We start from the raw sequence: 23,342 nt of genomic DNA, 5'->3' as shown, positions 1-23,342 counted from the left end.
GGTAATTCCTGCCCCAACAAAAAGCCCGCCGTAATATTATGGCGGGCTTTTTGTTGGGGCTTTGTTCTTGAGTAAGCGCAGCGTACAGACCATAAAAAACCCGCTACCAGAGCGGGTTTTTTATGGAGCAGGCTGGGTTTATTTCAGCTTGATTTCCTTGTACAGCACATGCTTGCGTGCCTTGGGGTCGAATTTCATGAATTCGAGCTTTTCCGGCGTGGTGCGCTTGTTCTTGCTGGTGGTGTAAAAATGTCCGGTCCCTGCGGTGGACTCGAGTTTGATTTTTTCGCGGATTTTGCTGGCCATGTTTTACTCCTTAAACCTTCTCGCCTTTGGCGCGCATTTCTTCGAGCACGACTTCAATGCCCTTTTTGTCGATAGTACGCAGCGCAGCGGTGGAAACGCGCAAACGTATAAAACGGTTTTCTTCTTCAAGCCAGAAGCGGCGTGACTGCAAATTGGGCAGAAAACGACGTTTGGTCTTGTTGTTGGCGTGGGAAACGTTGTTTCCCGACATCGGCGCCTTGCCGGTAACCTGACATACACGGGCCATAATGACCTCCCTACGGAATTCGGAAAAACGCGATTTATACCACATTTAGATTGTCAACGTCAAAGCAATCCGCGTTCTGCAAATGATACAGCGTTGCCGCTGCCCACCACAAAGTGGTCAATAACCCTTACATCCACCAGTGCCAGCGCGGCTTTGAGCGCCTGGGTCAGGTTCTCGTCGGCCCGGCTGGGTTCGGCAACGCCGGAAGGATGGTTGTGTGCCAGGATCAACGCGGCAGCGTTATGCGCCAATGCGCGCTTGACCACTTCGCGTGGATATACGCTGGTTTGAGTGAGCGTGCCTCGAAACAGCTCTTCGACGGCAAGCACGCGGTTTTGCGTATCCAGAAATACCACGCAAAAAACTTCGTAGGATTTGCCCGCCAGGGCCAGCCGCAGGTAATCGCGCACCGCGCCAGGGGAAGCCAGCGCATCGGTTTGACGCATGGATTCACCCAGCGCGCGCCTTGCCATTTCCAATACCGCCTGCAGTTGAGCATATTTGGCGTCACCCAGGCCGTGGACGGCACAGAATTCGCCACGGCTGGCCGCAAACAGGCGGGTCAGGCTACCGAACTGATGCACCAGGTCGCGCGCCATGTCCACCGCGCTTTTGCCGGACACGCCGGTGCGCAGGAAAATGGCCAGCAATTCGGCATCGCTTAGCGCCTGCGCGCCGCGCTGCAAGAGTTTTTCCCGGGGCCGGTCATCCTCCGGCCAGTCGCGAATCGCCATTCATCCCCCTAATCCCGTAAAATGTGCTTATTGTTCAAACCATCAGCGCATAGGCGCAAAGCTATCATGCCGGATTTGCAACACAAACGCATACTGTTGGGCATCACCGGCGGTGTGGCCGCGTATAAAGCTGCCGAATTGACGCGCCTGCTGGTCAAGGCGGGCGCAGACGTGCGCGTGGTTATGAGCACGGCTGCCACGCAGTTTGTAACCCCGCTAACCTTCCAGGCGCTGTCCGGCAAGCCGGTGCTCACCCAGTTGTGGGATACGGACGTGGATAACGGCATGGCGCACATCGAATTCACGCGGGCAGTAGACGCGGTGCTGATTGCCCCAGCCAGCGCCGATTTTATCGCCAAGCTGGTACATGGTCTGGCCGATGACCTGCTGTCAACGCTGTGTCTGGCACGCGCTTGCCCGCTACTGGTGGCGCCCGCGATGAACCGGCAAATGTGGGAAAACCCGGCAACTCAGCGGAATATTCATCAGTTGCAAGCGGATGGCGTCACCTTGCTGGGGCCAACTGCTGGCGAACAGGCGTGTGGAGAAACCGGTCCCGGACGGATGCTGGAGCCGGCTGAATTGCTGGCAGGACTCAGCGCGTATTTTCAGCCCAAGCTGCTGGCCGGGCTGCGTGTGCTGGTGAGTGCAGGGCCCACGCTGGAAATGATCGATCCAGTGCGAGCGATTACCAACCTCAGCTCCGGTAAAATGGGTTATGCGGTCGCATGCGCAGCGCATGAAGCCGGGGCTACGGTGACGCTGGTAAGTGGTCCCACATGCCGGGAAACGCCGCTGGGCGTCACCCGCCTGTCGGTAACCAGCGCCGCAGAAATGGCGCAGGCAGTGGGAAACGCGGTGAGCCGTGCGGACATTTTCATTAGCGTGGCGGCAGTGGCGGATTACCGTCCGGCTATCCAGGCGACCCAGAAACTAAAAAAAAGCGGGCAAACCCTTACGCTCGATTTGATACCCAATGACGATATTCTGCTGCAGATCGCGAACCGTGCAGACACCCCATTTTGCGTCGGTTTCGCAGCTGAAACCGAAAATCTTCCGGAAAACGGCGAGGTCAAACGCCGGCGCAAAAACTTGCCTCTTTTAGTCGTCAACCGCGCCCAGGATGCGCTCGGCAGCGACGACAACGAATTGTTGCTGCTGGACGATGAAGGTAAGCATTTGCTGCCCCATGCTGACAAACTGACGCTGGCACGCCAACTCGTCGCCCATATAGCCCGTCTGTATTTACACAAAACCAAGGGAAGCCATGCCACACCAAATTGATGTCAAGATTCTCGACGCTAGACTAAACAATGACTTACCCGGCTATGCAACGCCCGGGGCTGCCGGCATAGATCTGCGCGCCTGTATTGATGCGGCACTGGAACTGGCCCCAGGCCAAACCGAGTTGGTTCCGACCGGTATGGCGATCCATATTGGTCGAGCAGACATGGCTGCGATGATCCTGCCGCGTTCCGGTCTGGGCCATAAACACGGCATCGTACTCGGCAATCTGGTAGGGCTCATTGACTCGGATTACCAGGGGCAACTGTTTGTTTCCATGTGGAATCGTGGCCATCAGCCTTTTGTTGTCAACCCGCTGGAACGGATCGCCCAACTGGTGATGGTGCCCGTGGTGCAAGTCGCATTTAATATTGTGGAAGAGTTTTCTGCATCCGAACGCGGGGCGGGAGGTTTTGGTAGTACCGGACGGCATTGAGGCGGCGATCCGGTTCTCACGTTGAGGGGCGTGGGAATATCGACCATCGGCAAACGAAAACACCAGGCACGTTAATTGCTGTTAAGTTCCAGAACAAATTAACAGCTGGCCGCTAATGCAGGCCGATAACAAGTTGGCATTAACCCGGATGGATAGCAGACCCCTTATTATGAAGCCCTCTTTAGCGCGATTCAGCATTGCGCTTTTTGCTGCGCTGGAGATCACCCTGACATTGACGATGTTGTCAGTGTATTGGGTTTCGAGCCCGGCACGTCAGGCAGAATCCGCGCAGGCAGAGGGCCTGCTGATTGCCCAGCAGATTGAGGGCTTGGCCAAGGATGTTCACCAGACTGCGAAACTGATTGCCAGACATCCGCAGACCGTAGCCTGTTTAAAGAGCGGCGCCGAGGATATTTGCCGAAACCAGGCGGCCAATCTTTATTCCCTCCACCCAGGTGCACAAATCTTTTTGGTGCCAGAACCGGGAGTGGTAAGCCAGACGGGAGATGCGTTGGTGGTGCCGGAAGCCTACACGCGTTTTGTGGCGGGCCCGGAAGCGCAATCTGCCACCGCCGCCACTATGAGCTTGACGGTCTCCGAGCCGGTGCTAGAGGGCACGACGCTGTTGGGCCACGTCATCCTTGCTCAGGATGCGCCCCATCTGCAAGACCTGTTCGATAACCTGCCATTGCCTGGAGGTTATCTGGAACTGCGCCAGTACACCCATCCAGACACCTATACCGTTGTGCGGCGGCGTGGTGACGAGAGTCTCAAGAGCGGGCCCGCGATGCGGGAAATCACCTTGGCCGGAACGCCGTGGAAGCTCGAGTTATGGAAAGCCAGCCCCCAGCCTCTGGTCGAGCTCCTGACGTACTTTACCGTATGGCTGGTATTGTCCGTGCTGCTGACAGCCATGGTGTGGCTGGTTTACCTGCGTTTACGCAACTGGGTCAGCGAAGATCTCAACACTATTGTCAATCTGATGACAGATATCCGCAGGCAACGAGTGCGTTCTGCATACCAGGTCAATCTGACCGAATTCGAGAAACCGCTGGCGATGCTGGTCAAACTGGCACAGCTCACCGTGGGCAAGCAAAAAGAGACGGAATCCCAGGCCAGCCTGGATCACCTGTCGCAGGTATATAACCGGCGCAGTTTCGAAACCCGTCAAGGCGAGCTATTCAAAACGCTGTCGCAAGGCCAGGTACATAGCCTGTTGATTATCGACATCGACAACTTTAAATATGTAAACGATACCTACGGCCATGATGCAGGGGATCAACTTATTGTCCAGTTTGGCAAGGTGCTCAAGCAACATCTGCGCGCCAGTGATTTCGTGGCGCGCTTGGGCGGAGATGAGTTCTGCGTGATTTTCCCGAATACACCTCTGCCCCGCGCGATAGAACTGGCGGAACGTCTGCGCGGCAATCTGCCTGCCGTACTGGAACTGACTCCGGGTGTATTGCACCGCCTTAATTGGAGCGGCGGCATGAGCGAATACAGCCCCAAAGATTCCGCGGAAAACCAGGCGTTAATCCGCGCGGATGGCGCCCTGCTGGAAGCCAAGCGCGGCGGACGCAACACCACACGGATCAAGCCGGCTGCGTAGGCCTACCGTTGCGCAGCCTTGCGCCACATTATTATCCCGGCCGCTCCCAGCATCAAAGCGCATAGCAGCAACGCGGCATGATTACCCCAATCCACAAATGGCGTTGCCCCCTGATATCCCTGAGCTGAACCATTAAGCGTAGCGCGGGTGAACAGCGGCAGCTCGTGCAGTACTCGTCCCTGGGTATCAATGATGGCCGTCGCGCCGGTATTGGTGGCGCGCAGCATGTAGCGCCCGGTTTCCAGTGCACGCATCTGGGAAATCTGCATATGTTGCCATGGCGCTACCGAATCGCCGAACCATGCATCATTGCTGACGTTCACCAGCAACGTGGCGCGCGGCAGCTGGTGGATGATTTCTTCGCCGAACACGTCCTCGTAACAGATATTCATTGCCACGTGCTGGCCCGCCACCGGCATCGGTACCTGATAGGCATCACCGCGTGCGAAATCGGAAAGCGGGATATGCAGCACATTGATAATCCATCCGAACAGCCATTTCATCGGGATGTATTCGCCGAATGGCACCAGGTGAAATTTACGGTAAGTGTGCGTGGATGCGGTACCAAAGCTCAGCACGCTATTGAAGTAGCGGCCATCCGGGAATTGTTCCGGCATCCCTACCAGCACGTCACCACCATGGGCGCGCGCAGTTTCTGCCAAATCATTCAGATAGCTGGCAGGCACCTGGTCGTAAAATACCGGAATGGCGGTTTCCGGCAGGATGATAAGCCGGCCCGGACTGGCAGCCACCATTTCGCGGTAATCGCGCAGGGTGCTGACCACCTTTTCCGGTTGCCATTTCATATCCTGGGCAATATTGCCCTGCAACAGACTCACTGCGACCGGCGCACCAACAGGCTGCGTCCAGTGAATCTGGCCCAAACCCCAACCCGCCAGCCACAGCGCTGCGGCCATCAGCACATAGCGCAAGCGCCCCAGCGCCAATACCGCTGCGCTGAGCGCCAGTATCAGCGATACACCATACACACCCAGCAGCGGGGCGAAACCCGCCAGCGGGCTGGCCGGTACTTGCGAATAACCGATGGCGAGCCAGGGAAAACCGGTAAAAATCCAGCCGCGCACCCATTCCCCGACTACCCATAGCGCGGGTACTGCCAATAGCCAGCGCGCCACGCCGGCATTGCGCAAAGCGTGCTGCAAGCCGCCCACAGCGGCGGGAAACAAGGCCAGAAACGCACAGAACAGGGCCGTCGCCAGCACTGCCAGCGGCATTGCCATGCCCCCGTAGGTATGCAGGCTGATGTATATCCAGGACACGCCGCTGCCGAAATAGCCCAGCCCGAATAAAAATCCGCTGAGCGTTGCCTGGCGCGCGCTATGTTGGTGTCGCCATAGCCAGATCAGTCCGGCCAGGCTGAACAGGGGGATGACAAACGCATAAAACGGTGCAAAACCGAATACGCTGACCGCGCCCAGCAACGGCGCGGTGATGAAATGCCAGCGCGGAACACGCAGAGGATGTGCCAAATCAAGCCGCCCCGCGCATCCGGGGCGCAATCTGCTGCTCGGCGGCAAAGTCCAGCATACGCTGGATAGAGCGCACGGCACGGCTGCGAACTGGCTCGGTAATATGGATTTCGTTATCCCCGGATTCCAGCACCTGCGCCAGTTTTTGCAGTCCGTTCATCGCCATCCATGGGCAATGCGCGCAACTGATACACGTCGCACCTGTACCCGCGGTCGGGGCTTCGAGGAAGGTTTTGCCGGGTGCAACCGCCTGCATTTTGTGAAAAATGCCATTATCGGTGGCAACGATAAAGGTCTGGTTGGGCAGGGTTTGCGCAGCGCGGATCAACTGCGTCGTGGAGCCCACCACATCGGCCAGCGCAATCACCGCGGCGGGCGACTCCGGGTGTACCAGCACAGCAGCGTCCGGGTAAGCGAGCTTCATCTTTTGCAGCGCCTCGGCCTTGAATGTCTCGTGCACGACACACGCGCCCTGCCACAACAGCATGTCGGCGCCGGTGGTTTTTTGCACATAATCACCCAGATATTTGTCCGGCGCCCACAGGATTTTTTTACCCTGTTTATGCAAGTGCTCGACGATCTTGACCGCCGTGCCGGAGGTCACCACCCAGTCGGCGCGCGCTTTCACAGCAGCCGAAGTGTTGGCATACACCACCACGACACGTTCCGGATGCTGATCGCAGAATGCAGAAAACTCATCCGCAGGGCAGGCCAGATCGAGTGAGCAGTTGGCTTGCAGATCCGGCATCAATACGCGCTTCTCCGGGTTAAGGATTTTCGCGGTTTCGCCCATGAATTTGACCCCAGCCACAATCAGCGTGCGGGCAGCATGGGCATGACCGAAACGCGCCATTTCCAGCGAATCCGAAACACAGCCGCCGGTCTCTTCAGCCAGGTCCTGTATGTCTGCAGACGTATAGTAATGCGCCACCAGCACCGCGTTTTGCTGCAGCATCAACTGCTTGATGCGCGCGATCAGTGTTGCGCGCACGCTGTCGGTAAGCTGCTCTTCCACCATCGGCGGCGCAATGATATTGGGCGCTTTGGGCATCTGGATCAGGGGCATGATCTTCATGGTCGGCCTCACTTGATATAAAGCACCGCGCCGGGGTGCTGCACGCGGTAGAGTTTTGCCGGGCGGTGGTTACCGACACGGCGGCTGGTGCCGGTTTCGCTGATTAAATCAAGCGCCAGGATGTGCTTGCGGAAATTGCGCTTGTCCAGCGCTTCGCCGCGTATGGTTTCGTAAACTTTTTGCAATTCGCCCAGAGTGAACTCCTCTTGCATGAATCCAAATGCCACAGTGGAATAATCCAGTTTGGCGCGCAGCCTTTGCTGGGCCAGCGCGATCACCTCGCGATGGTCGAAAGCCAGTTCCGGCAGTGCATCCATCGCGAACCAGGCGACTTCCGCCGCATCCGATCCCGCCACCGGCGAGAGGATTTCGCTGGGCGCCAATGCGTAATAGGTCACGCTGATGATGCGCTCGCGCGGGTCGCGGTCGGGTTTGCCGAAGGTATAGAGCTGTTCCAGATATACGCCCGTCACCCCGGTTTCTTCGGCCAGCTCCCGCAGCGCGCAGTCTTCCAGACACTCGTCCATCTCGACAAAGCCGCCCGGCAGTGCCCAGCTGCCCTGGAACGGCGCGGCACGACGCCGGATCAACAATACCGCCAGGCGCTCTTCACGAATCGTGAACAGCGCGATGTCGGTGGTGACCGCCGGGTGCGGATAGTCATAGCAAAACGGTTTCATTGGATGATTGGCCATGGTGTACAAAATACACCGACAAGATAGTGTTGCATGAACACTATGTCAAGCAGATTTTGCATGGCCATGCCAGAACCCCGCGCGATGCCTGTTAAAATGCGGCGCATGAAACAACTGCTGCTCGACATTGTTGCGCCACCCGCCCCCAGCCTCGACAATTTTGTCATGGGCTGCAATGCGGAATTGCTGCACGCCGTCTGCGAGCTCGCAGCGGGGCAGGGCAATGAGCGCCAACTCTATCTCTGGGGCGCACCCGGCAGCGGCAGGACGCACCTGTTGCAGGCGGCGGTGGCTAGCGCAGCAACATGCGGGATGGAGGCGAATTACCTCCCTGCGTCAGCGTTTGCCGATGCGGCAGATACCCCGGCCGATTTCCTGGCGGTGGATGATGTCGACACACTCGACGCCAACGCCCAGATCGACCTGTTCAACCGGATCAACTCGGTGCGCGAAGGCCATGGGCGAATCCTGGTCGCGGGCAACGCCGCGCCCGCTCAACTTGAGTTACGCATCGACCTGACTACGCGCCTGGGCTGGGGGCTGGTGTATCAGGTGCAGGCGCTGACCGATGCAGAAAAAGTCCAGGCGCTGACGACCCGTGCGGCCGGGCGCGGTTTCGACCTGCAACCCGGCGTAGCGGACTACCTGCTGCGCCACTGGCGGCGCGACCTCCCGTCATTACTGGCGGCGCTGGATACGCTCGACCACTATTCACTGGCAACCAAACGGCCGATTACGGTGCCGCTGTTGCGGGAAGTTTTGCGCGCTGAATAAAAAGGTCTTCGGAAGCGGGTGTTGAAAACGCCCCGATAGAAACCGTCGGTTCCGATTGTGCAAATCGGAACTCAGCGTTGCTCGGATTGATGGTTCGCTTGGCGTCTGGGGGTCAGTCATCGTGGTCGTAGTGAACGTCTGATTTTCGGCCAAAGCAGTCGTTTGAGTTTAGGCCTGAATCAGGCTGCTACCGGCAGCAAACCTGTCTCAGCCTTCAGCTCCATCTTTCTTTTTTGCAAGCAGTGATGCTACATAGCTTAGGAGCGAGAATGCTTTAAGACTATTTGTCTCCGTTGCGTAGTCCAAAGATTCGCCATGAAGTACGCAATGTCTGTTCAGTCCTGAGTAGCCCATTTCTTCACGCCTTGCATCGTTGAATGCAATGGGCTGATGTTCTGTCAAAGGACTCCAGAGCGCGATCTCAAGCAATGTCAGCAGCATTAAACCATTTTCTGATTCAAGGTTTAGCTTGGCAATCTCCTCTGTTGCCAGAGAAGAGATGTGGCGTTCGCCTCCCTGTTTTCCCGTAAAGATATGCTTCCCGACAGTAGATGCGCAAATTCCATCCGCTTGAGCAAAAAACACCGGAACCGATAATGCATACTCACCTCGAAGGTGAGCAGCCACTGCTGGCTTGATTGCGAACTCTCGCTCAGGAAACTCACGAACAATTTCTGCTACATGCTCTTCAACGGATGTTCGATATGCCTCTGCCAAAAGTTTTTCTAACTGTTTAATATCCTGCCCAGCAGCTGAGGCTATTTCATCGAATTCGCTCAAACCGAAGAAGAGACTGAGAAACCATCCATGCTTAGCCAGTAGCTCAAAGTGCTGAGCAAGACTGGGATACGATTCAAGGCGTGCTTTGTAAGCCTTCAACGCAGCATCAATGACAGGCGCAAGGTTCGCTAAGCCGGTCTCGAACCGTTTCATCATTGGCAGAAGCGTTGCGCCAAGTTTTGCACTTGCTGTCTGAAAGGTACTGCCAATGCGAGCGATTTCATTGTTGTGCTCATTCACCCAGAGAGCAAAGGGTTTCATGGACTCAGCGAACGCCCTCGTCGCTTCTAGCCAAGGAGCTGCGTAGTTTGGAATATTCTGAGTAGCAACAACCCATGACCGTTGCGATTGAAATTCATTGATAGCTTCAAGGATCGGCTTAATGTTCTCCGGGATTTCCGGGATCACTAATTTGACGGATTTTGATTTTGCCGCGTCCTGTTCATCGCTCAATTCGGATTCTCCGAAGGAAATACGTCACTTTTTACCATGCTCAGTGTTCCACTACCAGGCAACGTATCTGGTTCTCGGCCGTTGCTGCCGGTGGCGTTATGGTAAATCATGTCTGCTATGCGTTGCACACCGGGCGTTGATTAGAAATACAAGCTAGGTGGCGGCTTCTCAAATATGCGACCGCGTACTATCGACCCGTTCCGGCCTGATAACAATTTCATGAGTAATGGCAGCTTACTGATCACAATGCTGTTGCTCAGAATTTCGCGGTGATAGCCAGCTAGTCGGCCATTGCAGCCGCTGACGTCGGATACAATGAAAGATCGGTGTCGTCCGGGTTGCCGACGTTGACAAGGCAATCGGGCACAAGTGCTCCGATCTGTTCAGATGGTGGCGCACCGGCAGTGATGAGGGTAGGGTTGGGTGCGTTAGTAGGGTAGTCACAGCTTCACCCCGGTGTGTTTTTCGATCTGGGTTTTGACGAGGCCCTTGGCCAACTCTCCGAGCAGCTCCAAGGTAAAGCCGCCTGCCTTCCTGGCGCCTTCCTTTGTCTTGTTCCAGATAATAGGGTCGCGGATCGCGTCCAGGTAGTCGTGACCTTTCATGGTCAGCCCTTCAACAAGAGGATGGCTTTGTAAGGCGCTTTGCTTGCCCCTGACATAGCCAGCATCAATCAACATTGTGACGTGGTAGGCAATCTCTTCGGTTGTGTGCTTCTCGATACCGAAGTTGAGGCCGAGCACAGGCACCGGAGCCACCTTGCCTGTAGCGTTGGCTTCAATGCCAAGAAGGATTTCACGAATCAAGTCCAGGTCGCGCTTCACGAGTGGTCCTTTGTTATATTTAAGAGTGAACGATAGCGTTCCTTATCATATGCTATCTGAAGAAGGTCTGAGAACCTCGCTGAGGCGTTGTCAGGCAATATGTCACGTTGATCAGTGGGCAGCAAAAAACGGAAAAATATGAAGATAGCCCTTCTACTTGGCGCTGGGTTTTCGTACGACCTGGGAATGCCAATCTCCAGTGAAATGACCGAGGTCTTCCTCGGCATGTTCAATGAGGCGAACACCACTAAGCTCTCGGCGACAATGGCACACCAAGAGCCATTCGGCAATGATCGACCAATCAACAGCAAGGCGATTGAAGAAGCATTTTCACTACTGCTGCAGTACAAGCGGGACAAGGGCACAAACTATGAGGAATTCCTGACGATAATTCAGGAAAGAACCGAGCGATTTACCGCCGGCCACTCCCAGTCCGATAGGGATTCATACCACTTTGTGTTCGGAGTCCTGTACGACATGATCCATACGGTTCTGTCGCTGTATCAGGCTATCGCCTACGAAGTGCTATATCCCAAGAACGCGCAGTGGTTCTCCAAGCTCGACAATATTCTGTCGGATCAGGGGGAAACTTGGGTTGTTTCACTTAATCACGACCTGTTTCTCGAGTGCCTTGCGATCGATTTCGGTATTCCGATCACCTATGGAGCCACGAATCAGCGAGTGTTCCCGGTCAGTAATTTGGCAATGCATGATTGCGTTGCTTTTTCTAGTATTGATAGATCGACCTACAACGCCGGTAGTACCGGATTCATGCGCGGGCAGCGAGGAATTAATCTCGTGAAGTTGCATGGCAGCCTTACCGAACACCAATATCGGGACAGCGAAGAAATCCTTAATCCAACTCTTCAGCGGATATCATCGAGCGAATTGATCCGCGATTTTCACAGAATTCAGGGTATGGGTTATTTCTATCAAGGGAGACTAATGCCGTCGGGTAGGGAGCGAGCCATAACCGGTCCGAACGGCGAGCTGGACCTCATGAGCAAGGCTATCCTAACCGGTGGCCGCAAATACAGCAGAGTCGCTAAGACAAAGATGGGCGAAGAGAAGCTGGCGATCTTCGATGGCATCCTGCGGCAGGTCGATCAACTCACCATCATCGGCTATGGCTTTGGCGATCGACATGTTAACTTTCGCATTCAGAACGAGATGGCACGTCGCGATGAGCTGGTTGTACACGTCGTCGATCCGCAACTCTCAGATCTACCGGACTGTCTAAACCCGTTCGATTACGATTCACGCGTCACTCGCGCGCGATGCGGAGCGGCACATTGGCTTGATTACTGCAACACGAAGCGTTGGAATCTCGATCAGATGAACTGCCTGAAAGAAAACGCAGCGTTACGCGACACCATTAGGCAGCAGGTTGAGGTGGCGGTGAGGTACGGCAAGCCCGCACGGAAATAGCAGCCCAAAGCTACCGAAGTTTGCGGGGCTGACCTTCGAGCGAATTGTTTCAGAACGACTGCTTACCAGCCCACAACAGACCTAATTCAGTTGGACTGCCAACGGCGGCCTTGGCCGAATTCCAGTCGTTGGGAAAGAAGCTGCGAAGGGCCGTTCCGGGTCGAAAGTACGTGGTCGTAGATTTGAGAGGCGGCCACTCCGCTTGAATTTCTAACCAACGACCGCTGTACAGTGCATGGCAGACATGACTTGCTCTTTACTCCACCGGCAGCAAAGGCCAAAGATTAGCTACCATGCTACTTCGTTCAGTAATTCTTACAGCAAAATCAAATTATGCCGGCGACAGTCAAGCAAGAACTTCATCGCATATTTGCGCGTGAGGTCCCAGTTGAACTCACTTATTGAGATACTGGAAAGAAACAGGCAATGCCGCAATTTCACAGCGGCCCGCTCGTAGAACCCGTCATAACCTGTTTGATGAAGCGCGGATGTCAAATATCCGTAGTGACTTGTGGTGCGCGATCGAGTTTCACGCGCAAATAAACATCACCCCGCTTACGCGCCTCCGGATCGTAGAGACCTTGCTGGGCGAGCTTCATTATCTCGCCGGATGGCGTTTGCGGCCGAAGCTCAACTCGCGCCTCCACGCCGTGAGGAAGACGTACTTTGATCTCAACTCCCTGCCAGGCCAATGCGCGCGCAACGACAATCGAACCATGGATATCAGCACCTTTTATTTTCCAGCCTTCGGGCGCGGCGATTCGGATTTTTACAAACAAATCGCCGCTATAGCCGCCGCCCTCGCCAGGGTGCCCCATTTCGCGTAATTTGATCACATGGCCGTCGATCAAATTCTTGGGCAAAAATACCGTTGTTTCGCTGGTGCTGGTTGAGCGACTCGAATAATTGTCGGGTTTCAAATATCCGCGACCCGCGCAGCCCGAACATAAGCTGCGCGCGCTCAGCATGCCACTACCAGCACATTGAGGACAAGGTTGCCACTTGTTCGCTCGCTCTGCACGGTGCTGCTGGCTTGAGCCATTTTGCAATGAAACTTGACTCCGCCCACCGCGTAATGCCATATCTAAAGGAACCGTTAGAGTCACCTTAATATCGATGCCACGCTTGGGCGCGGGAGGCCGCGAGGCGCTATGAGGCTGTTTGCCCGAGGAAGTACGATGGCCACGCTGACGCGGGGCTGGCTGGTCATGCGCCGAGCGGCGGGAAGGATCTGACAAAAGCATGTACGCCGCGTTGATCTCCTTAAACCGCACCTCGGCATTAGCTTTGTCGTTATCGCTATGCCGATCCGGGTGCCAGCGCATCGCCAGGCGTCGATACGCGGCGGTGATGTCTTTGCTTGTCGCTTCCGCTCTTAAGCCCAACACTACATAAGGATTCATTCGTTTATTTTAAGGCCGTTTCGGAACCAAAATTCAAGGATAAAGTGGTGACAAGTCCGCCTTCCTGCCAATAGCGGAAGTACCAGGCTGTTACTGCTCAGGGCTGCTTCGGCTGAAATTCAGACATATGCTGTGGTTAGCTTGACAGACCGTAACGGTCCGATTTGATGCATTCCCCAAGGGCTGCACCGTGCGGTGAACAGTCTGTTACACACTACAGTTATGTTCTACGCTTTCGGTTTTCTTCCAGGGGCTACAGGCGGAATATATCCCGCCACCCGACAGAGTGTCGCCTCACTCTTCTCGCCTTTTTCAAACCGAATCGAATGGCACACGATCACCTCCCCGCTGGCGGTGAGTTTTGATATGGAGAGGCGCACGTTCGCCAGTGTGATGCCTGTGTCACGGGCGATCTCGGAGTCGAGTTTCTCGCCGTGTTTTTTAAGGTATTGCAGAACCTGGTGCACCGCAAATACCTCCCACGAATATTAAAAAGCAATCGAAGTGTTGGCGCCATGGGGAAAATCCCTTAAAAATTCCGCAACGCACTCAACCAGAAATGATCGCCGCATCTTTCGCCGCCAGGCTGCCTACGGCTGACCAGTCGAGATTATCACCGCCATGAGCCGCCAAATCCAGAAAACGATCGCGCAAGATACTGGCAAAGGGCAGCGGCACTTTCAATTCCTCGGCTGCGGCCAGAACCAGTCGCATGTCTTTTTGGCCCAGGTGAGCGGCAAACCCGGCAGGTTCAAAATGGCGATCGGCAATCATGCCGCCGTAGTTCTTGTACAGAGGTACATTGAATATGCTGGAGGTGAGCAGATCAAGATACTGATGCCGATCTACGCCGCCTTTTTCCACCAGCGCCATGGCCTCGCCCAGCGACTCGATCACCGTTGCAATCAGGAAATTGCCACTCAACTTCACCAGATTCGCCTTTTCAGGATCATCGGACACGACGAAAGTACGCTGGCCCAGAATATCCAGCAATGGCTGAACCCTGGCGATGAGGTCCTGTTTGCCAGCCGCGACCATGAAAAGCTTACCGGCTGCGGCGGCATCCGGCCTGCCGAATACAGGCGCCGCAATAAAACCCTGCTGTTTTTCACGGTGCGCCTCGGCAAGCTGTGCGGACAAGGCGACGCTTACGGTGCTGCAGGAGATGTGTATGGCGCCGGGCTTGAGATGCTCCAGAATGCCGGAAGGGCCCAGTGTCACTTCACTCAGCGCGGCATCATTGGCCAGCATGGTGAAAACCACATCGGCATCGCAAACTTCCGCAATATTTTTCGCGGCCCTGGCGCCTGCCGCAATCAGCGGCTGCAGCCGTTCTGCAGATCGGTTGTAGACGGTCAGCTCGTATCCTGCCTGACACAGGCGGGAGGCCATGCCTGCGCCCATTTTCCCCAGTCCGATAAATCCTGTTTTCATCATTCTTCTCCAAAAATCAGTTCAGTGGTTTTTACAAATTCGCCATGTTGATGACGAAACGATATTTCACATCGCTCTTGAGCATTCGCTCGTAGGCGGTATTGATATAGTCCATGTTGATGAGTTCGATATCCGAAACAATGTCATGTTGGGCACAAAAGTCCAGCATCTCCTGCGTTTCGCGTATGCCTCCTATGAGTGAACCAGCCAGCTGGCGGCGCTTGAAAATGAGGTTGAAAACATTCGGAGACGGATGCGGCGCAGCCGGAGCACCTACCAGCGTCATGGTGCCATCGAGTTTGAGGAGTTGCAGGAATGCATCCAGATCATGGGGAGCCGCGACCGTATTCAGGATAAAGTCGAACTGGTTGGCATGCGCTGTCATTTGCGCAGGGTCAGAGGAAATGCATACCTCGTCAGCGCCCAGCCGCTTGCCATCCTCGATTTTGCCGGGAGAAGTGGTAAACAGCACCACATAGGCGCCCATGGCGTGAGCGATTTTGACACCCATGTGCCCCAGGCCGCCGAGACCGACGATTCCGACCTTTTTGCCTGGGCCTGCTTTCCAATGCCGCAGCGGCGAGTAGGTAGTAATCCCGGCACACAATAGCGGCGCCACATTCGCCAAATCCTTCTCGTCATGATGGATATGCAGAACAAATGATTCCTTGACGACGATGGTCTGGGAATATCCTCCGTAAGTATTCTCGCCACCAAAGACCGGGCCGTTATACGTACCCGTGAAACCGTTTTCGCAATACTGTTCTTCGCCTTCATCACAGGGATGGCAATGCCCGCAGCTATCGACCATGCAACCCACGCCTGCCAGGTCACCCACCTTAAAACCCGTTACCCTGTCTCCTACGGCGACCACCCGGCCGACGATTTCGTGGCCCGGTACGGAGGGGTATAGCGTGTTTGCCCATTCGTTGCGGGCGGTGTGCAGATCGGAATGGCAGACACCGCAAAACAGGATGTCGATTTGTACGTCTTCGGGGCCGGGATTGCGGCGCTGGATTTCGAAAGGGGTCAGGGGGCTCGATGCGCTGAGCGCAGCGTAGGCTTTACTGTGAATCATGGTGATTTTCTCCAGGCCAACAATATTTCATTGGTACGATAAAGAGCCGATCAAGTGACTGATGTGGCTCCACGAAACCGGGCAGGACTGGGAGCGGCGATCAGCCATCCAGTCAGGGAACACAAGCAATGGCAAAGCGCCTTACTGAAGGTGTTGAAATAGGGCGGCATGCCTTTACTGACTATGAGGCATTTGGCGGATGGCGATAGTTCCCCGAAAAACATGAAAGGCATTTGAGCGCATTACTATTCGATGCTTGACCAGGCGGCGGCCTGTCTCTGGTGCTGGAGCGCTGGTTCGCAAGCAAGCGCCAGGGAAAGCGGGCCGTGAAGCGGGGGCATTAGGATGAGAGCGGGTTGTCACCCCAACGCTGCGTGGAGATTGGCGACGATTTCATATGACCGGAGGCGCGCAGAATGATCGAAAATCTGCGATGTGATCATCAATTCATCCGCCCCGGTTTGTTCGATGAATGCTTCCAGCTTAAGCTTTACTGTGTCGCTTGAGCCAATTGCCGAGCATGACAGCACCTGGTCCAGGAGGGCCCGTTCGGGGGGACCGATGCGATCCATATAGCCGTTCTCGGGTGGCGGCAGACGCTTGGGATGGCCGCTGCGCAGGCTGACAAATGCTTGCTGCATTGAGGTGGCGAGAAATTGCGCCTCCGCTTCCGAATCTGCCGCAAACACGTTGAAGCCGAGCATCACATACGGTTTCTCCAGACGGGCGGACGGCCTGAAGGTGGCGCGGTATAAGGCAAGCGCCTGCATCATTTGCGCCGGGGCAAAATGCGACGCGAATGCGTAGGGCAGACCCAGATTCGCAGCCAGTTGTGCCCCAAAAAGACTCGAGCCCAAAATCCATATCGGAACATTCAGGCCGGCGCCCGGAACGGCGCGAACCGCGTGCCGTTGCGTTGCCGCGAAGTAATCCATCAGTTCGATGACGTCCCGGGGAAACTGGTCGGCATCGGAAGCGAGATTTCGGCGCAAGGCACGTGCGGTAAGCTGGTCCGAGCCTGGCGCGCGTCCGAGACCCAGGTCAATCCGTCCCGGGTAGAGCGATTCCAGCGTTCCGAACTGTTCGGCGATCACCAGAGGCGAATGGTTGGGCAACATGATCCCGCCGGCACCGACGCGGATGGTCGACGTGCCGCCCGCGACATGCCCGATCAGGACAGCGGTCGCGGCGCTGGCAATGCCGGGCATGCCATGATGCTCGGCCAGCCAGAAGCGCTGGTAACCCCAGCGCTCTGCGTGCCGGGCAAGATCAAGCGTGTTGCGAAACGACTGGGCAGCGTCGCCGCCTTCAACGATTGGGGATAGATCAAGGATGGAAAAGGGAATCATGCGTTCGACATGGGAGCGATAGCCACAAAGACAAGACTAAATCTGGATTATGTTCGTGAGTGCTAAACCATACACCCATAAAAAAGGCGGCTAACGCCGCCTGGAAAAATAAAAAGTTTTAATGGATTTCCAGTCGCTTGGCTGCAGCCGTGGCTTTTTTCGGCAAGCGCAATTCCAGCACGCCATCATGGTACTTCGCCTCTGCGGCTGCATCGTCGATCTCGCTGCCCAAGGTAAAGCTGCGATAGGCTTTGCCGAAGTAGCGTTCCGAGCGCAACAGTTTTTCACCTTCCTTGTTCTCGGTTTCGCGTTTGACTTCAGCACTCAGCGAGACCTGGTTGCCATCGATGGTGACGTGAATGTCTTCCTTTTTCACGCCGGGTACATCGGCATGCACGGTGTAGCCCTGTTCATCTTCTTTCACATCCATCTTGATTTGTACGGCAGCCTCGCTATTGGTAGAGCGCACCGGGCGGAAAAAGCCACGGAACAGGTCATCGAATGGTTCGACAGTGAAATCAAAAGGATCGTAACGGGAAATATTGGCCATTTCAAAACTCCTTCTTTTCAGGTTGATCATCTGGCAGTCAACCGAATGAATGCCTGCCTGAGACAGATATGTTTACTGCTGAAGAAATTTCAAGGGCTGTTCGCACGCTATTCCGGGACATTTGTCTCCAGTGCGTCAGGCGGGTTTAACATGCTGCGCCGTTGCTCGGGAGTCTCCAGGCTGACGCGTCCCAGCGAGCCGTCCCGATAATCCTGCAACAGGGTCAACGCCGCTTTTTCCAGGTCCGCTTCGCCGCCCTTCAAACGGTAACCGCGGCGTTTGGCGATGGCCTCGATGACGCCGACGCCATCCATTTCATCCAGCGTAAAGCCATAACGCGCCTGCACCAGGGCCGGGTAATTTGCAACCAGGCTGTCGGCAAGGAAGGTAGCCACTTCTTCGTCGATCACCGCGTTGCGCCCCACCGCATGGCTGGCTGCCAGCATCAGGCCGTCGCGTTCGTGTTCGATTTTCGGCCATAGCATGCCGGGGGTGTCTATCAGCGTCATGCTGTCGTTGAGTACCAGCCGCTGCTGGCTTTTGGTCACCGCGGGTTCATCGCCCACCTTGGCTACACGGCGTTTGAGCAGCGCATTCATTAATGTGGATTTGCCGACGTTGGGGATGCCCATGATCATCATGCGCAGCGGTTTGATCGGCGTGCCTCGGTGCGGCGCCAGAGCCAGGCAAAGCGCAGGGATCTTGGCGACATCGGCAGCTTTTTTGCATGACAGCGCCACCGCCTTGACGCCTTTTTGGGCGTTGTAGAATTTGAGCCAGGCTTGCGTCGCTGCCGGGTCGGCCAGATCGGCCTTGTTGAGGATTTTCAGGCAGGGGCGTTGGCGTGCGAGGCGCAATTCGGCAATCATCGGATTGCTGCTGGCTTCGGGCAGGCGTGCGTCGACGACCTCGATCACCATGTCGGTCTGCGCCATGGTTTCGGCGGCCTTTTTGCGCGCCGCGGTCATGTGTCCGGGATACCATTGGATGGCCATGCGTAATTTACAATCTAATCAAAAGCTTATTTTACCTCAGGCAAGGCCCGCGTGCTGTCTGCCGTTGCACGGTAAAATGGGCCATTGGCTCCTGATTGAAGGCAACACATGCTGCGTATCACCGAACTCAAGCTCCCGCTCGACCATCCTGAAGCTGCCCTCAGGGCGGAAATACTGCGCCGCTTGGGCATCGCAGACGAAGCACTGCTCGGCTACACGATATTTCGGCGCGGGCATGATGCGCGCAAGCGCCCGTTGATTACCTTTACCTATACGCTGGATGTCGAGGTCAAAGACGAGGAGGCGGTGCTGCGCCGCCTGAAAAATGACCGGCAGGTCGCGCGCGCGCCGGACACCAGCTACCACTTTGTTGCCCAGGCTGCGGCGCATCCAACCCAGCGTCCGGTGGTTATCGGCACCGGGCCGTGCGGCATGTTTGCCGGGCTGATTCTGGCGCAGATGGGGTTTCGCCCCATCATCCTGGAGCGCGGCAAGGCGGTGCGTGAGCGCACCAAGGATACCTGGGGCTTGTGGCGCAATGGGGTGCTGAATCCGGAATCCAATGTGCAGTTCGGCGAGGGCGGCGCGGGCACGTTTTCGGACGGCAAGCTCTACAGCCAGATCAAGGACCCCAAGCACCTGGGGCGCAAGGTGATCGCCGAATTCATCAAGGCGGGTGCGCCGCCGGAGATTGCATTTGTCAGCAAGCCGCACATCGGCACGTTCCGGCTAGTCGGCATGGTAGAAAAAATTCGCGCCACGATTGAATCGCTGGGAGGCGAAATACGCTTTCAATGCCGCGTGGATAATCTGGACATCGAAGATGGCCAGGTGCGCGGCGTGACGCTGGCCAGCGGCGAGCACATCGCTGCACGCCATGTGGTACTGGCGGTGGGGCACAGCGCTCGCGATACCTTTGAAATGCTGTACCAGCGCGGTGTGCATATCGAGGCCAAACCGTTTTCGGTGGGATTTCGCATTGAGCATCCGCAGTCGCTGATAGATCACTGCCGGTTTGGTGATCGCGCCGGCCATCCTGAGCTGGGAGCAGCCGACTACAAGCTGGTCCATCATGCGCAAAATGGTCGTACGGTATACAGCTTTTGCATGTGCCCGGGCGGCACGGTGGTGGCGGCGGCTTCCGAACCGGGGCGCGTGGTCACCAATGGCATGAGCCAGTATTCGCGCAACGAGCGCAACGCCAATGCGGGCATCGTGGTGGGCATCACCCCCGACGACTATCCTGGTCATCCGCTGGCCGGGATTGCTTTTCAGCGCCACTGGGAAACCCAAGCGTTTGAGCTGGGCGGCCGTGATTACTGTGCACCGGGGCAATTGGTGGGCGATTTTATTGCCGGGCGCGCGTCCAACGAATTCAGTACGGTGTTGCCGTCCTACACGCCGGGCGTGAAGCTGGGTACGCTGGACAGCAGCTTGCCGGATTATGTTATTGCCGCAATACGAGAGGCACTACCGGCGTTCGACAAGCAAATCCGCGGTTTTGCCATGCATGATGCGGTACTCACCGGCGTGGAAACGCGCACCTCCTCACCCATACGCATCACCCGCAACGAAGGCTATCAGAGCCTCAATACGCAAGGTCTGTATCCGGCAGGCGAGGGCGCCGGATACGCAGGCGGGATTTTGTCTGCTGCCGTAGATGGCATCAAAGTTGCTGAGGCCGTAGCATTGGCTATTGTTACTCAATAGAACCTCAGGCACCCGTTTTGGTCAGACCTCATACAACAAACAACAAACAGGTGAGTTTAATATGCCAGACCCGGATACACATCTGCCCTTTGGCGCACCCCACCCATGGTCGCTAGACCAGATTGCATTTGATCGCATCGCGCACGAGAGCATTGTCAACGAAGAGACGTGGTTTTATGTATTGGCGGGCGCATCATTTGTGGAGAGTTTTTCTGATTTATTCACCCACAATCTGCTGGGCCATATGGAGGGCGATACCGAAGTCACCCAATGGTTGCGCGAGCGCTGGGAACCGGAGGAGCTGCAGCATGGCCGCGCCTTGCGCCGCTACGTGGAAACGGTATGGCCTGCGTTTGACTGGCAGGCTGCGTTCGATGGTTTCTGCGCGGATTATCGCCCGTTCTGCAAACCCGAACTGCTGGAGCCTACGCGGGCGCTGGAAATGGTGGCGCGCTGTGTTGTGGAAACCGGCACCTCGGGCCTGTATGGCTTATTGCACAAGATCAGTCCGGAACCCGTACTGACCGCACTGGTAGGACATATTCGCAGCGACGAAGTGGGGCATTTCAAATATTTTTACCACTTTTTCCTGCGCTATCGCGAGATAGAGCGCCCGTCACGCTGGCAAGTGGCACGTGTACTGCGTGAGCGATTGGGCGAGATCGGTCAGGAAGATGCCTACCTGGCGGTAAAAAACGCATTTGAGGTACGCAACCCGGGACTGAAATTCAGCCTTCAAGATTTTCAGCGTTTCCAACACAACGCCGGACATTGGGCGCGCGCCGACTACCCTTACGAAATGACGGTGAAAATGCTGCTCAAACCGATGCGCCTGCCTGGCTTTATCAACCGCATGGCAATGCCGCTGCTGATGCGCCAGGCACAACGCGTCATCGCGCCGTGATGGGCGCTATGCGCGGCAGGTACTGGTTTATGGCGTTGCACCAGGCGTCGCCAGCACCCGCCTGAATTCAGGCTGCAGGCCGCATCTGGCGCTGGTACAGGAACTCCAGCACGCGCGCGCGCAAGTGATGGTAATGCGCGTTGTTGGCCAGCTCCAGGCGGTCGCGCGGCTGCGGCAAGTCCACCGTGAGGATTTCGCCGATGGTGGCAGCCGGACCGTTGGTCATCATCACAATGCGGTCGGACAGCAGCACCGCTTCGTCGACGTCATGGGTCACCATGATGACGGTGCTTTGTGTTGTGGCAACGATTTTCATCAACTCGTCCTGCAGATGTGCGCGGGTCAGCGCGTCGAGCGCCCCGAACGGTTCGTCCATCAGCAGTATTTTGGGTTCCATCGCCAGCGCGCGGGCAATGCCGACGCGTTGCTTCATGCCGCCGGAGATTTCATGCGGGCGTTTGTGTGCGGCATGGGCAAGCCCTACCAGGGCCAGCGCGTCAACGGTGCGCTGTTTGAGTCGGGCTTTGCTTTCCTGGCGACCAAACACGCGCTCCACAGCGAGGTAGATGTTGTCGTGGCAAGTGAGCCAGGGCAACAGCGAATGATTCTGGAATACCACGCCGCGTTCCGGCCCCGGTCCCTTGATCTCGCGCCCGGCACAGAGCGCCATGCCGCTGCTGGCATCCTGCAGGCCGGCCACCACGTTGAGCAGGGTCGATTTGCCGCAGCCGGAGTGGCCGATGAGGGTAAAAAATTGTCCCTGAGCGATATTCAGATTGATATTGTGCAACGCGTGAAATGCGCCTTTTTTGGTGGGAAACGTGACATCCACTTTTTCCAGTTGTACAAATTTTTCCATGACGGTTTCCTTATTCGTAGCTGAAGCGCTTGGCAATCAGTACCAGTATCTGTTCCAGCAGCAGGCCGACAATGCCGACCACGAAGATGGCGATGATGATGTGTGCGACGTTGAGGTTGTTCCACTCATCCCATACCCAGAAGCCGATGCCCACGCCGCCGGTGAGCATTTCGGCCGCGACGATCACCAGCCAGGCAATGCCGATCGACAGGCGCACTCCGGTGAGTACGTGCGGCACCACGGCGGGGAACAGGATGCGACTGAATACCTTCCACTCGGACAAATTCAGCACGCGAGCGACGTTGAGGTAATCCTGCGGTATCTGGCGCACGCCGACGGCGGTGTTGAGTATCATCGGCCAGATGCTGGAAATGAAAATGACCCAGATCGAGGCCGGCTCGGCGCGGTGGAACACCAGCAGGCCTATGGGCAGCCATGCCAGCGGTGAAACCGGACGTAGCAGACTGATGATGGGTGCGGTCATCGCCGCAAGGAACTTGAAGCGGCCGATCATGAAGCCCAGCGGTATACCAACCAAGGCGGCCATGCCAAAACCGAGGCCCACCCGATAGAGCGAATACAGGATGTTCCAGCCGATACCCTGGTCGTTGGGGCCATTGTTGTAAAACGGATGCGCGAACAATGCCGTGGCGGACTGCCAGGTTTTGTAGGGACCAGGGAGATTGCTTGTTTCCTGCGCGATCAGTGCCCAGATGCCGAGAAAGGCCGCGATGCCCAACAAGGGTGGGATCAGCACGCGCAACACGGCGCCGAGCTTTTCCCTGGCGTTGAATGCAGGTTTGGTCACGCTGGGTTCGGGTTGCGCAGGTTGTAGCATGGGCGGCGCAGAGTCTTCCTCAGCGGTGGAGCTGTGTTGAAGGGTTCCGTATATGGCACTCATGGTGAATCTCCTTAATTGCTGTTT

At 56.4% G+C, this 23,342-nt stretch carries 24 protein-coding genes; 7 read left to right on the top strand and 17 right to left on the bottom strand.

What is annotated here, in order from left to right; translation table 11 throughout:
- Window positions 1–138: 138 nt before the first annotated feature.
- From rpmG to radC, 3 genes are read right to left on the bottom strand one after another with little or no spacing between them, the layout of a single operon-like run.
- Window positions 139–306 (bottom strand): 50S ribosomal protein L33, encoded by a 168-nt coding sequence (gene rpmG, locus ACFDAU_RS16320; RefSeq protein ID WP_087445827.1) that lies wholly within the window; start codon window positions 304–306, stop codon window positions 139–141.
- Window positions 307–316: 10 nt separating this feature from the next.
- On the bottom strand, window positions 317–553 hold the full coding sequence (gene rpmB, locus ACFDAU_RS16315) for a 50S ribosomal protein L28 (RefSeq protein ID WP_413437960.1): 237 nt from the start codon (window positions 551–553) through the stop codon (window positions 317–319).
- A gap of 59 nt (window positions 554–612) precedes the next feature.
- Window positions 613–1,287 (bottom strand): RadC family protein, encoded by a 675-nt coding sequence (gene radC, locus ACFDAU_RS16310; RefSeq protein WP_413437959.1) that lies wholly within the window; start codon window positions 1,285–1,287, stop codon window positions 613–615.
- A gap of 66 nt (window positions 1,288–1,353) precedes the next feature.
- On the opposite strand from radC, the gene coaBC reads away from it, so the two are divergent.
- The 3 genes from coaBC (at window position 1,354) to ACFDAU_RS16295 (ending at window position 4,616) form a co-directional block, all read left to right on the top strand.
- Window positions 1,354–2,571 carry a bifunctional phosphopantothenoylcysteine decarboxylase/phosphopantothenate--cysteine ligase CoaBC gene (gene coaBC, locus ACFDAU_RS16305; protein WP_413437958.1) on the top strand — a complete coding sequence of 406 codons (1,218 nt, stop codon included), beginning with the start codon at window positions 1,354–1,356 and terminating at the stop codon, window positions 2,569–2,571.
- A complete protein-coding gene (gene dut / locus ACFDAU_RS16300; RefSeq protein WP_413437957.1) occupies window positions 2,555–3,007 on the top strand; it encodes a dUTP diphosphatase in 453 nt (150 codons plus the stop codon). The genes coaBC and dut overlap by 17 nt, the downstream gene beginning before the upstream one ends.
- Before the next feature lie 169 nt (window positions 3,008–3,176).
- Window positions 3,177–4,616, top strand: a complete 1,440-nt coding sequence (locus ACFDAU_RS16295) for a diguanylate cyclase (protein WP_413437956.1) — start codon at window positions 3,177–3,179, stop codon at window positions 4,614–4,616.
- A 2-nt stretch (window positions 4,617–4,618) separates the two neighbouring features.
- Here ACFDAU_RS16295 and lnt read toward each other — a convergent pair whose 3' ends face one another.
- The 3 genes from lnt to ACFDAU_RS16280 are packed head-to-tail and all read right to left on the bottom strand — an operon-like array spanning window position 4,619 to window position 7,876.
- Window positions 4,619–6,106 carry an apolipoprotein N-acyltransferase gene (lnt, locus tag ACFDAU_RS16290; protein WP_413437955.1) on the bottom strand — a complete coding sequence of 496 codons (1,488 nt, stop codon included), beginning with the start codon at window positions 6,104–6,106 and terminating at the stop codon, window positions 4,619–4,621.
- A gap of 1 nt (window position 6,107) precedes the next feature.
- Window positions 6,108–7,172 carry a quinolinate synthase NadA gene (nadA, locus tag ACFDAU_RS16285; RefSeq protein ID WP_413439561.1) on the bottom strand — a complete coding sequence of 355 codons (1,065 nt, stop codon included), beginning with the start codon at window positions 7,170–7,172 and terminating at the stop codon, window positions 6,108–6,110.
- 17 nt (window positions 7,173–7,189) lie between these two features.
- Window positions 7,190–7,876 carry an NUDIX hydrolase gene (locus tag ACFDAU_RS16280; RefSeq protein WP_413437954.1) on the bottom strand — a complete coding sequence of 229 codons (687 nt, stop codon included), beginning with the start codon at window positions 7,874–7,876 and terminating at the stop codon, window positions 7,190–7,192.
- A 66-nt stretch (window positions 7,877–7,942) separates the two neighbouring features.
- On the opposite strand from ACFDAU_RS16280, the gene hda reads away from it, so the two are divergent.
- A complete protein-coding gene (hda, locus tag ACFDAU_RS16275) occupies window positions 7,943–8,650 on the top strand; it encodes a DnaA regulatory inactivator Hda (protein ID WP_413437953.1) in 708 nt (235 codons plus the stop codon).
- Window positions 8,651–8,857: 207 nt separating this feature from the next.
- Here the strand turns inward: hda and ACFDAU_RS16270 are convergent, their stop codons facing one another.
- Entirely contained in the window at window positions 8,858–9,883 is a 1,026-nt protein-coding gene (locus ACFDAU_RS16270; RefSeq protein ID WP_413437952.1) for a hypothetical protein, read from the bottom strand.
- Between the two features lie 440 nt (window positions 9,884–10,323).
- The gene (locus ACFDAU_RS16265; protein WP_413437951.1) at window positions 10,324–10,707 is read right to left on the bottom strand and encodes a DUF2513 domain-containing protein; all 384 of its coding nucleotides are present in this window, start codon (window positions 10,705–10,707) and stop codon (window positions 10,324–10,326) included.
- Window positions 10,708–10,845: 138 nt separating this feature from the next.
- Between ACFDAU_RS16265 and ACFDAU_RS16260 the strand changes: the two genes are divergently transcribed.
- Window positions 10,846–12,135 (top strand): hypothetical protein, encoded by a 1,290-nt coding sequence (locus tag ACFDAU_RS16260; protein ID WP_413437950.1) that lies wholly within the window; start codon window positions 10,846–10,848, stop codon window positions 12,133–12,135.
- A 491-nt stretch (window positions 12,136–12,626) separates the two neighbouring features.
- Here the strand turns inward: ACFDAU_RS16260 and ACFDAU_RS16255 are convergent, their stop codons facing one another.
- The 7 genes from ACFDAU_RS16255 to ylqF form a co-directional block, all read right to left on the bottom strand.
- Entirely contained in the window at window positions 12,627–13,538 is a 912-nt protein-coding gene (locus tag ACFDAU_RS16255) for a DnaJ C-terminal domain-containing protein (protein WP_413437949.1), read from the bottom strand.
- 227 nt (window positions 13,539–13,765) lie between these two features.
- The gene (locus tag ACFDAU_RS16250) at window positions 13,766–14,005 is read right to left on the bottom strand and encodes an ArsR family transcriptional regulator (protein ID WP_413437948.1); all 240 of its coding nucleotides are present in this window, start codon (window positions 14,003–14,005) and stop codon (window positions 13,766–13,768) included.
- Between the two features lie 82 nt (window positions 14,006–14,087).
- Window positions 14,088–14,975: an NAD(P)-dependent oxidoreductase gene (locus ACFDAU_RS16245; protein ID WP_413437947.1), complete on the bottom strand. Its 888-nt coding sequence runs from the start codon at window positions 14,973–14,975 to the stop codon at window positions 14,088–14,090.
- Window positions 14,976–15,003: 28 nt separating this feature from the next.
- On the bottom strand, window positions 15,004–16,050 hold the full coding sequence (locus tag ACFDAU_RS16240; RefSeq protein WP_413437946.1) for an NAD(P)-dependent alcohol dehydrogenase: 1,047 nt from the start codon (window positions 16,048–16,050) through the stop codon (window positions 15,004–15,006).
- Window positions 16,051–16,409: 359 nt separating this feature from the next.
- The gene (locus ACFDAU_RS16235) at window positions 16,410–17,399 is read right to left on the bottom strand and encodes an LLM class flavin-dependent oxidoreductase (protein WP_413437945.1); all 990 of its coding nucleotides are present in this window, start codon (window positions 17,397–17,399) and stop codon (window positions 16,410–16,412) included.
- Between the two features lie 118 nt (window positions 17,400–17,517).
- Window positions 17,518–17,949: an Hsp20/alpha crystallin family protein gene (locus ACFDAU_RS16230; RefSeq protein ID WP_413437943.1), complete on the bottom strand. Its 432-nt coding sequence runs from the start codon at window positions 17,947–17,949 to the stop codon at window positions 17,518–17,520.
- A 107-nt stretch (window positions 17,950–18,056) separates the two neighbouring features.
- Entirely contained in the window at window positions 18,057–18,944 is an 888-nt protein-coding gene (gene ylqF / locus ACFDAU_RS16225; protein WP_413437942.1) for a ribosome biogenesis GTPase YlqF, read from the bottom strand.
- 108 nt (window positions 18,945–19,052) lie between these two features.
- Between ylqF and ACFDAU_RS16220 the strand changes: the two genes are divergently transcribed.
- Entirely contained in the window at window positions 19,053–20,654 is a 1,602-nt protein-coding gene (locus tag ACFDAU_RS16220; RefSeq protein WP_413437941.1) for an NAD(P)/FAD-dependent oxidoreductase, read from the top strand.
- Between the two features lie 61 nt (window positions 20,655–20,715).
- Window positions 20,716–21,558, top strand: coding sequence for a ferritin-like domain-containing protein (locus ACFDAU_RS16215; protein WP_413437940.1), 843 nt, complete (start codon window positions 20,716–20,718; stop codon window positions 21,556–21,558).
- 67 nt (window positions 21,559–21,625) lie between these two features.
- On the opposite strand, the gene ACFDAU_RS16210 is transcribed toward ACFDAU_RS16215, so the two are convergent.
- Together ACFDAU_RS16210 and ntrB are read right to left on the bottom strand one after the other, a co-directional pair.
- Window positions 21,626–22,417, bottom strand: coding sequence for an ABC transporter ATP-binding protein (locus ACFDAU_RS16210; protein WP_413437939.1), 792 nt, complete (start codon window positions 22,415–22,417; stop codon window positions 21,626–21,628).
- 10 nt (window positions 22,418–22,427) lie between these two features.
- Window positions 22,428–23,318, bottom strand: a complete 891-nt coding sequence (ntrB, locus tag ACFDAU_RS16205) for a nitrate ABC transporter permease (RefSeq protein ID WP_413437938.1) — start codon at window positions 23,316–23,318, stop codon at window positions 22,428–22,430.
- Window positions 23,319–23,342: the final 24 nt, after the last annotated feature.

Source organism: Sulfuriferula sp. GW1 (genome assembly GCF_047300855.1).
In the GTDB taxonomy this organism is placed as follows: Bacteria; Pseudomonadota; Gammaproteobacteria; order Burkholderiales; family Sulfuriferulaceae; genus Sulfuriferula.
Note: the sequence above shows the minus strand (reverse complement) of the source record. Positions and strands in the feature narration are given on the sequence as shown.

Bases quoted from the DNA above. Each gene is read 5' to 3' on its own strand.
- ACFDAU_RS16280 (WP_413437954.1), bottom strand. From the start codon at position 7,876: ATGGCCAATCATCCAATGAAACCGTTTTGCTATGACTATCCGCACCCG.
- coaBC (WP_413437958.1), top strand. From the start codon at position 1,354: ATGCCGGATTTGCAACACAAACGCATACTGTTGGGCATCACCGGCGGT.
- rpmG (WP_087445827.1), bottom strand. From the start codon at position 306: ATGGCCAGCAAAATCCGCGAAAAAATCAAACTCGAGTCCACCGCAGGG.
- radC (WP_413437959.1), bottom strand. From the start codon at position 1,287: ATGGCGATTCGCGACTGGCCGGAGGATGACCGGCCCCGGGAAAAACTC.
- ylqF (WP_413437942.1), bottom strand. From the start codon at position 18,944: ATGGCCATCCAATGGTATCCCGGACACATGACCGCGGCGCGCAAAAAG.
- ntrB (WP_413437938.1), bottom strand. From the start codon at position 23,318: ATGAGTGCCATATACGGAACCCTTCAACACAGCTCCACCGCTGAGGAA.
- ACFDAU_RS16255 (WP_413437949.1), bottom strand. From the start codon at position 13,538: ATGAATCCTTATGTAGTGTTGGGCTTAAGAGCGGAAGCGACAAGCAAA.
- ACFDAU_RS16235 (WP_413437945.1), bottom strand. From the start codon at position 17,399: ATGATTCCCTTTTCCATCCTTGATCTATCCCCAATCGTTGAAGGCGGC.
- ACFDAU_RS16245 (WP_413437947.1), bottom strand. From the start codon at position 14,975: ATGATGAAAACAGGATTTATCGGACTGGGGAAAATGGGCGCAGGCATG.
- ACFDAU_RS16215 (WP_413437940.1), top strand. From the start codon at position 20,716: ATGCCAGACCCGGATACACATCTGCCCTTTGGCGCACCCCACCCATGG.
- ACFDAU_RS16260 (WP_413437950.1), top strand. From the start codon at position 10,846: ATGAAGATAGCCCTTCTACTTGGCGCTGGGTTTTCGTACGACCTGGGA.
- nadA (WP_413439561.1), bottom strand. From the start codon at position 7,172: ATGCCCCTGATCCAGATGCCCAAAGCGCCCAATATCATTGCGCCGCCG.
- ACFDAU_RS16295 (WP_413437956.1), top strand. From the start codon at position 3,177: ATGAAGCCCTCTTTAGCGCGATTCAGCATTGCGCTTTTTGCTGCGCTG.
- rpmB (WP_413437960.1), bottom strand. From the start codon at position 553: ATGGCCCGTGTATGTCAGGTTACCGGCAAGGCGCCGATGTCGGGAAAC.
- ACFDAU_RS16240 (WP_413437946.1), bottom strand. From the start codon at position 16,050: ATGATTCACAGTAAAGCCTACGCTGCGCTCAGCGCATCGAGCCCCCTG.
- ACFDAU_RS16220 (WP_413437941.1), top strand. From the start codon at position 19,053: ATGCTGCGTATCACCGAACTCAAGCTCCCGCTCGACCATCCTGAAGCT.
- ACFDAU_RS16210 (WP_413437939.1), bottom strand. From the start codon at position 22,417: ATGGAAAAATTTGTACAACTGGAAAAAGTGGATGTCACGTTTCCCACC.
- hda (WP_413437953.1), top strand. From the start codon at position 7,943: ATGCCAGAACCCCGCGCGATGCCTGTTAAAATGCGGCGCATGAAACAA.
- ACFDAU_RS16230 (WP_413437943.1), bottom strand. From the start codon at position 17,949: ATGGCCAATATTTCCCGTTACGATCCTTTTGATTTCACTGTCGAACCA.
- dut (WP_413437957.1), top strand. From the start codon at position 2,555: ATGCCACACCAAATTGATGTCAAGATTCTCGACGCTAGACTAAACAAT.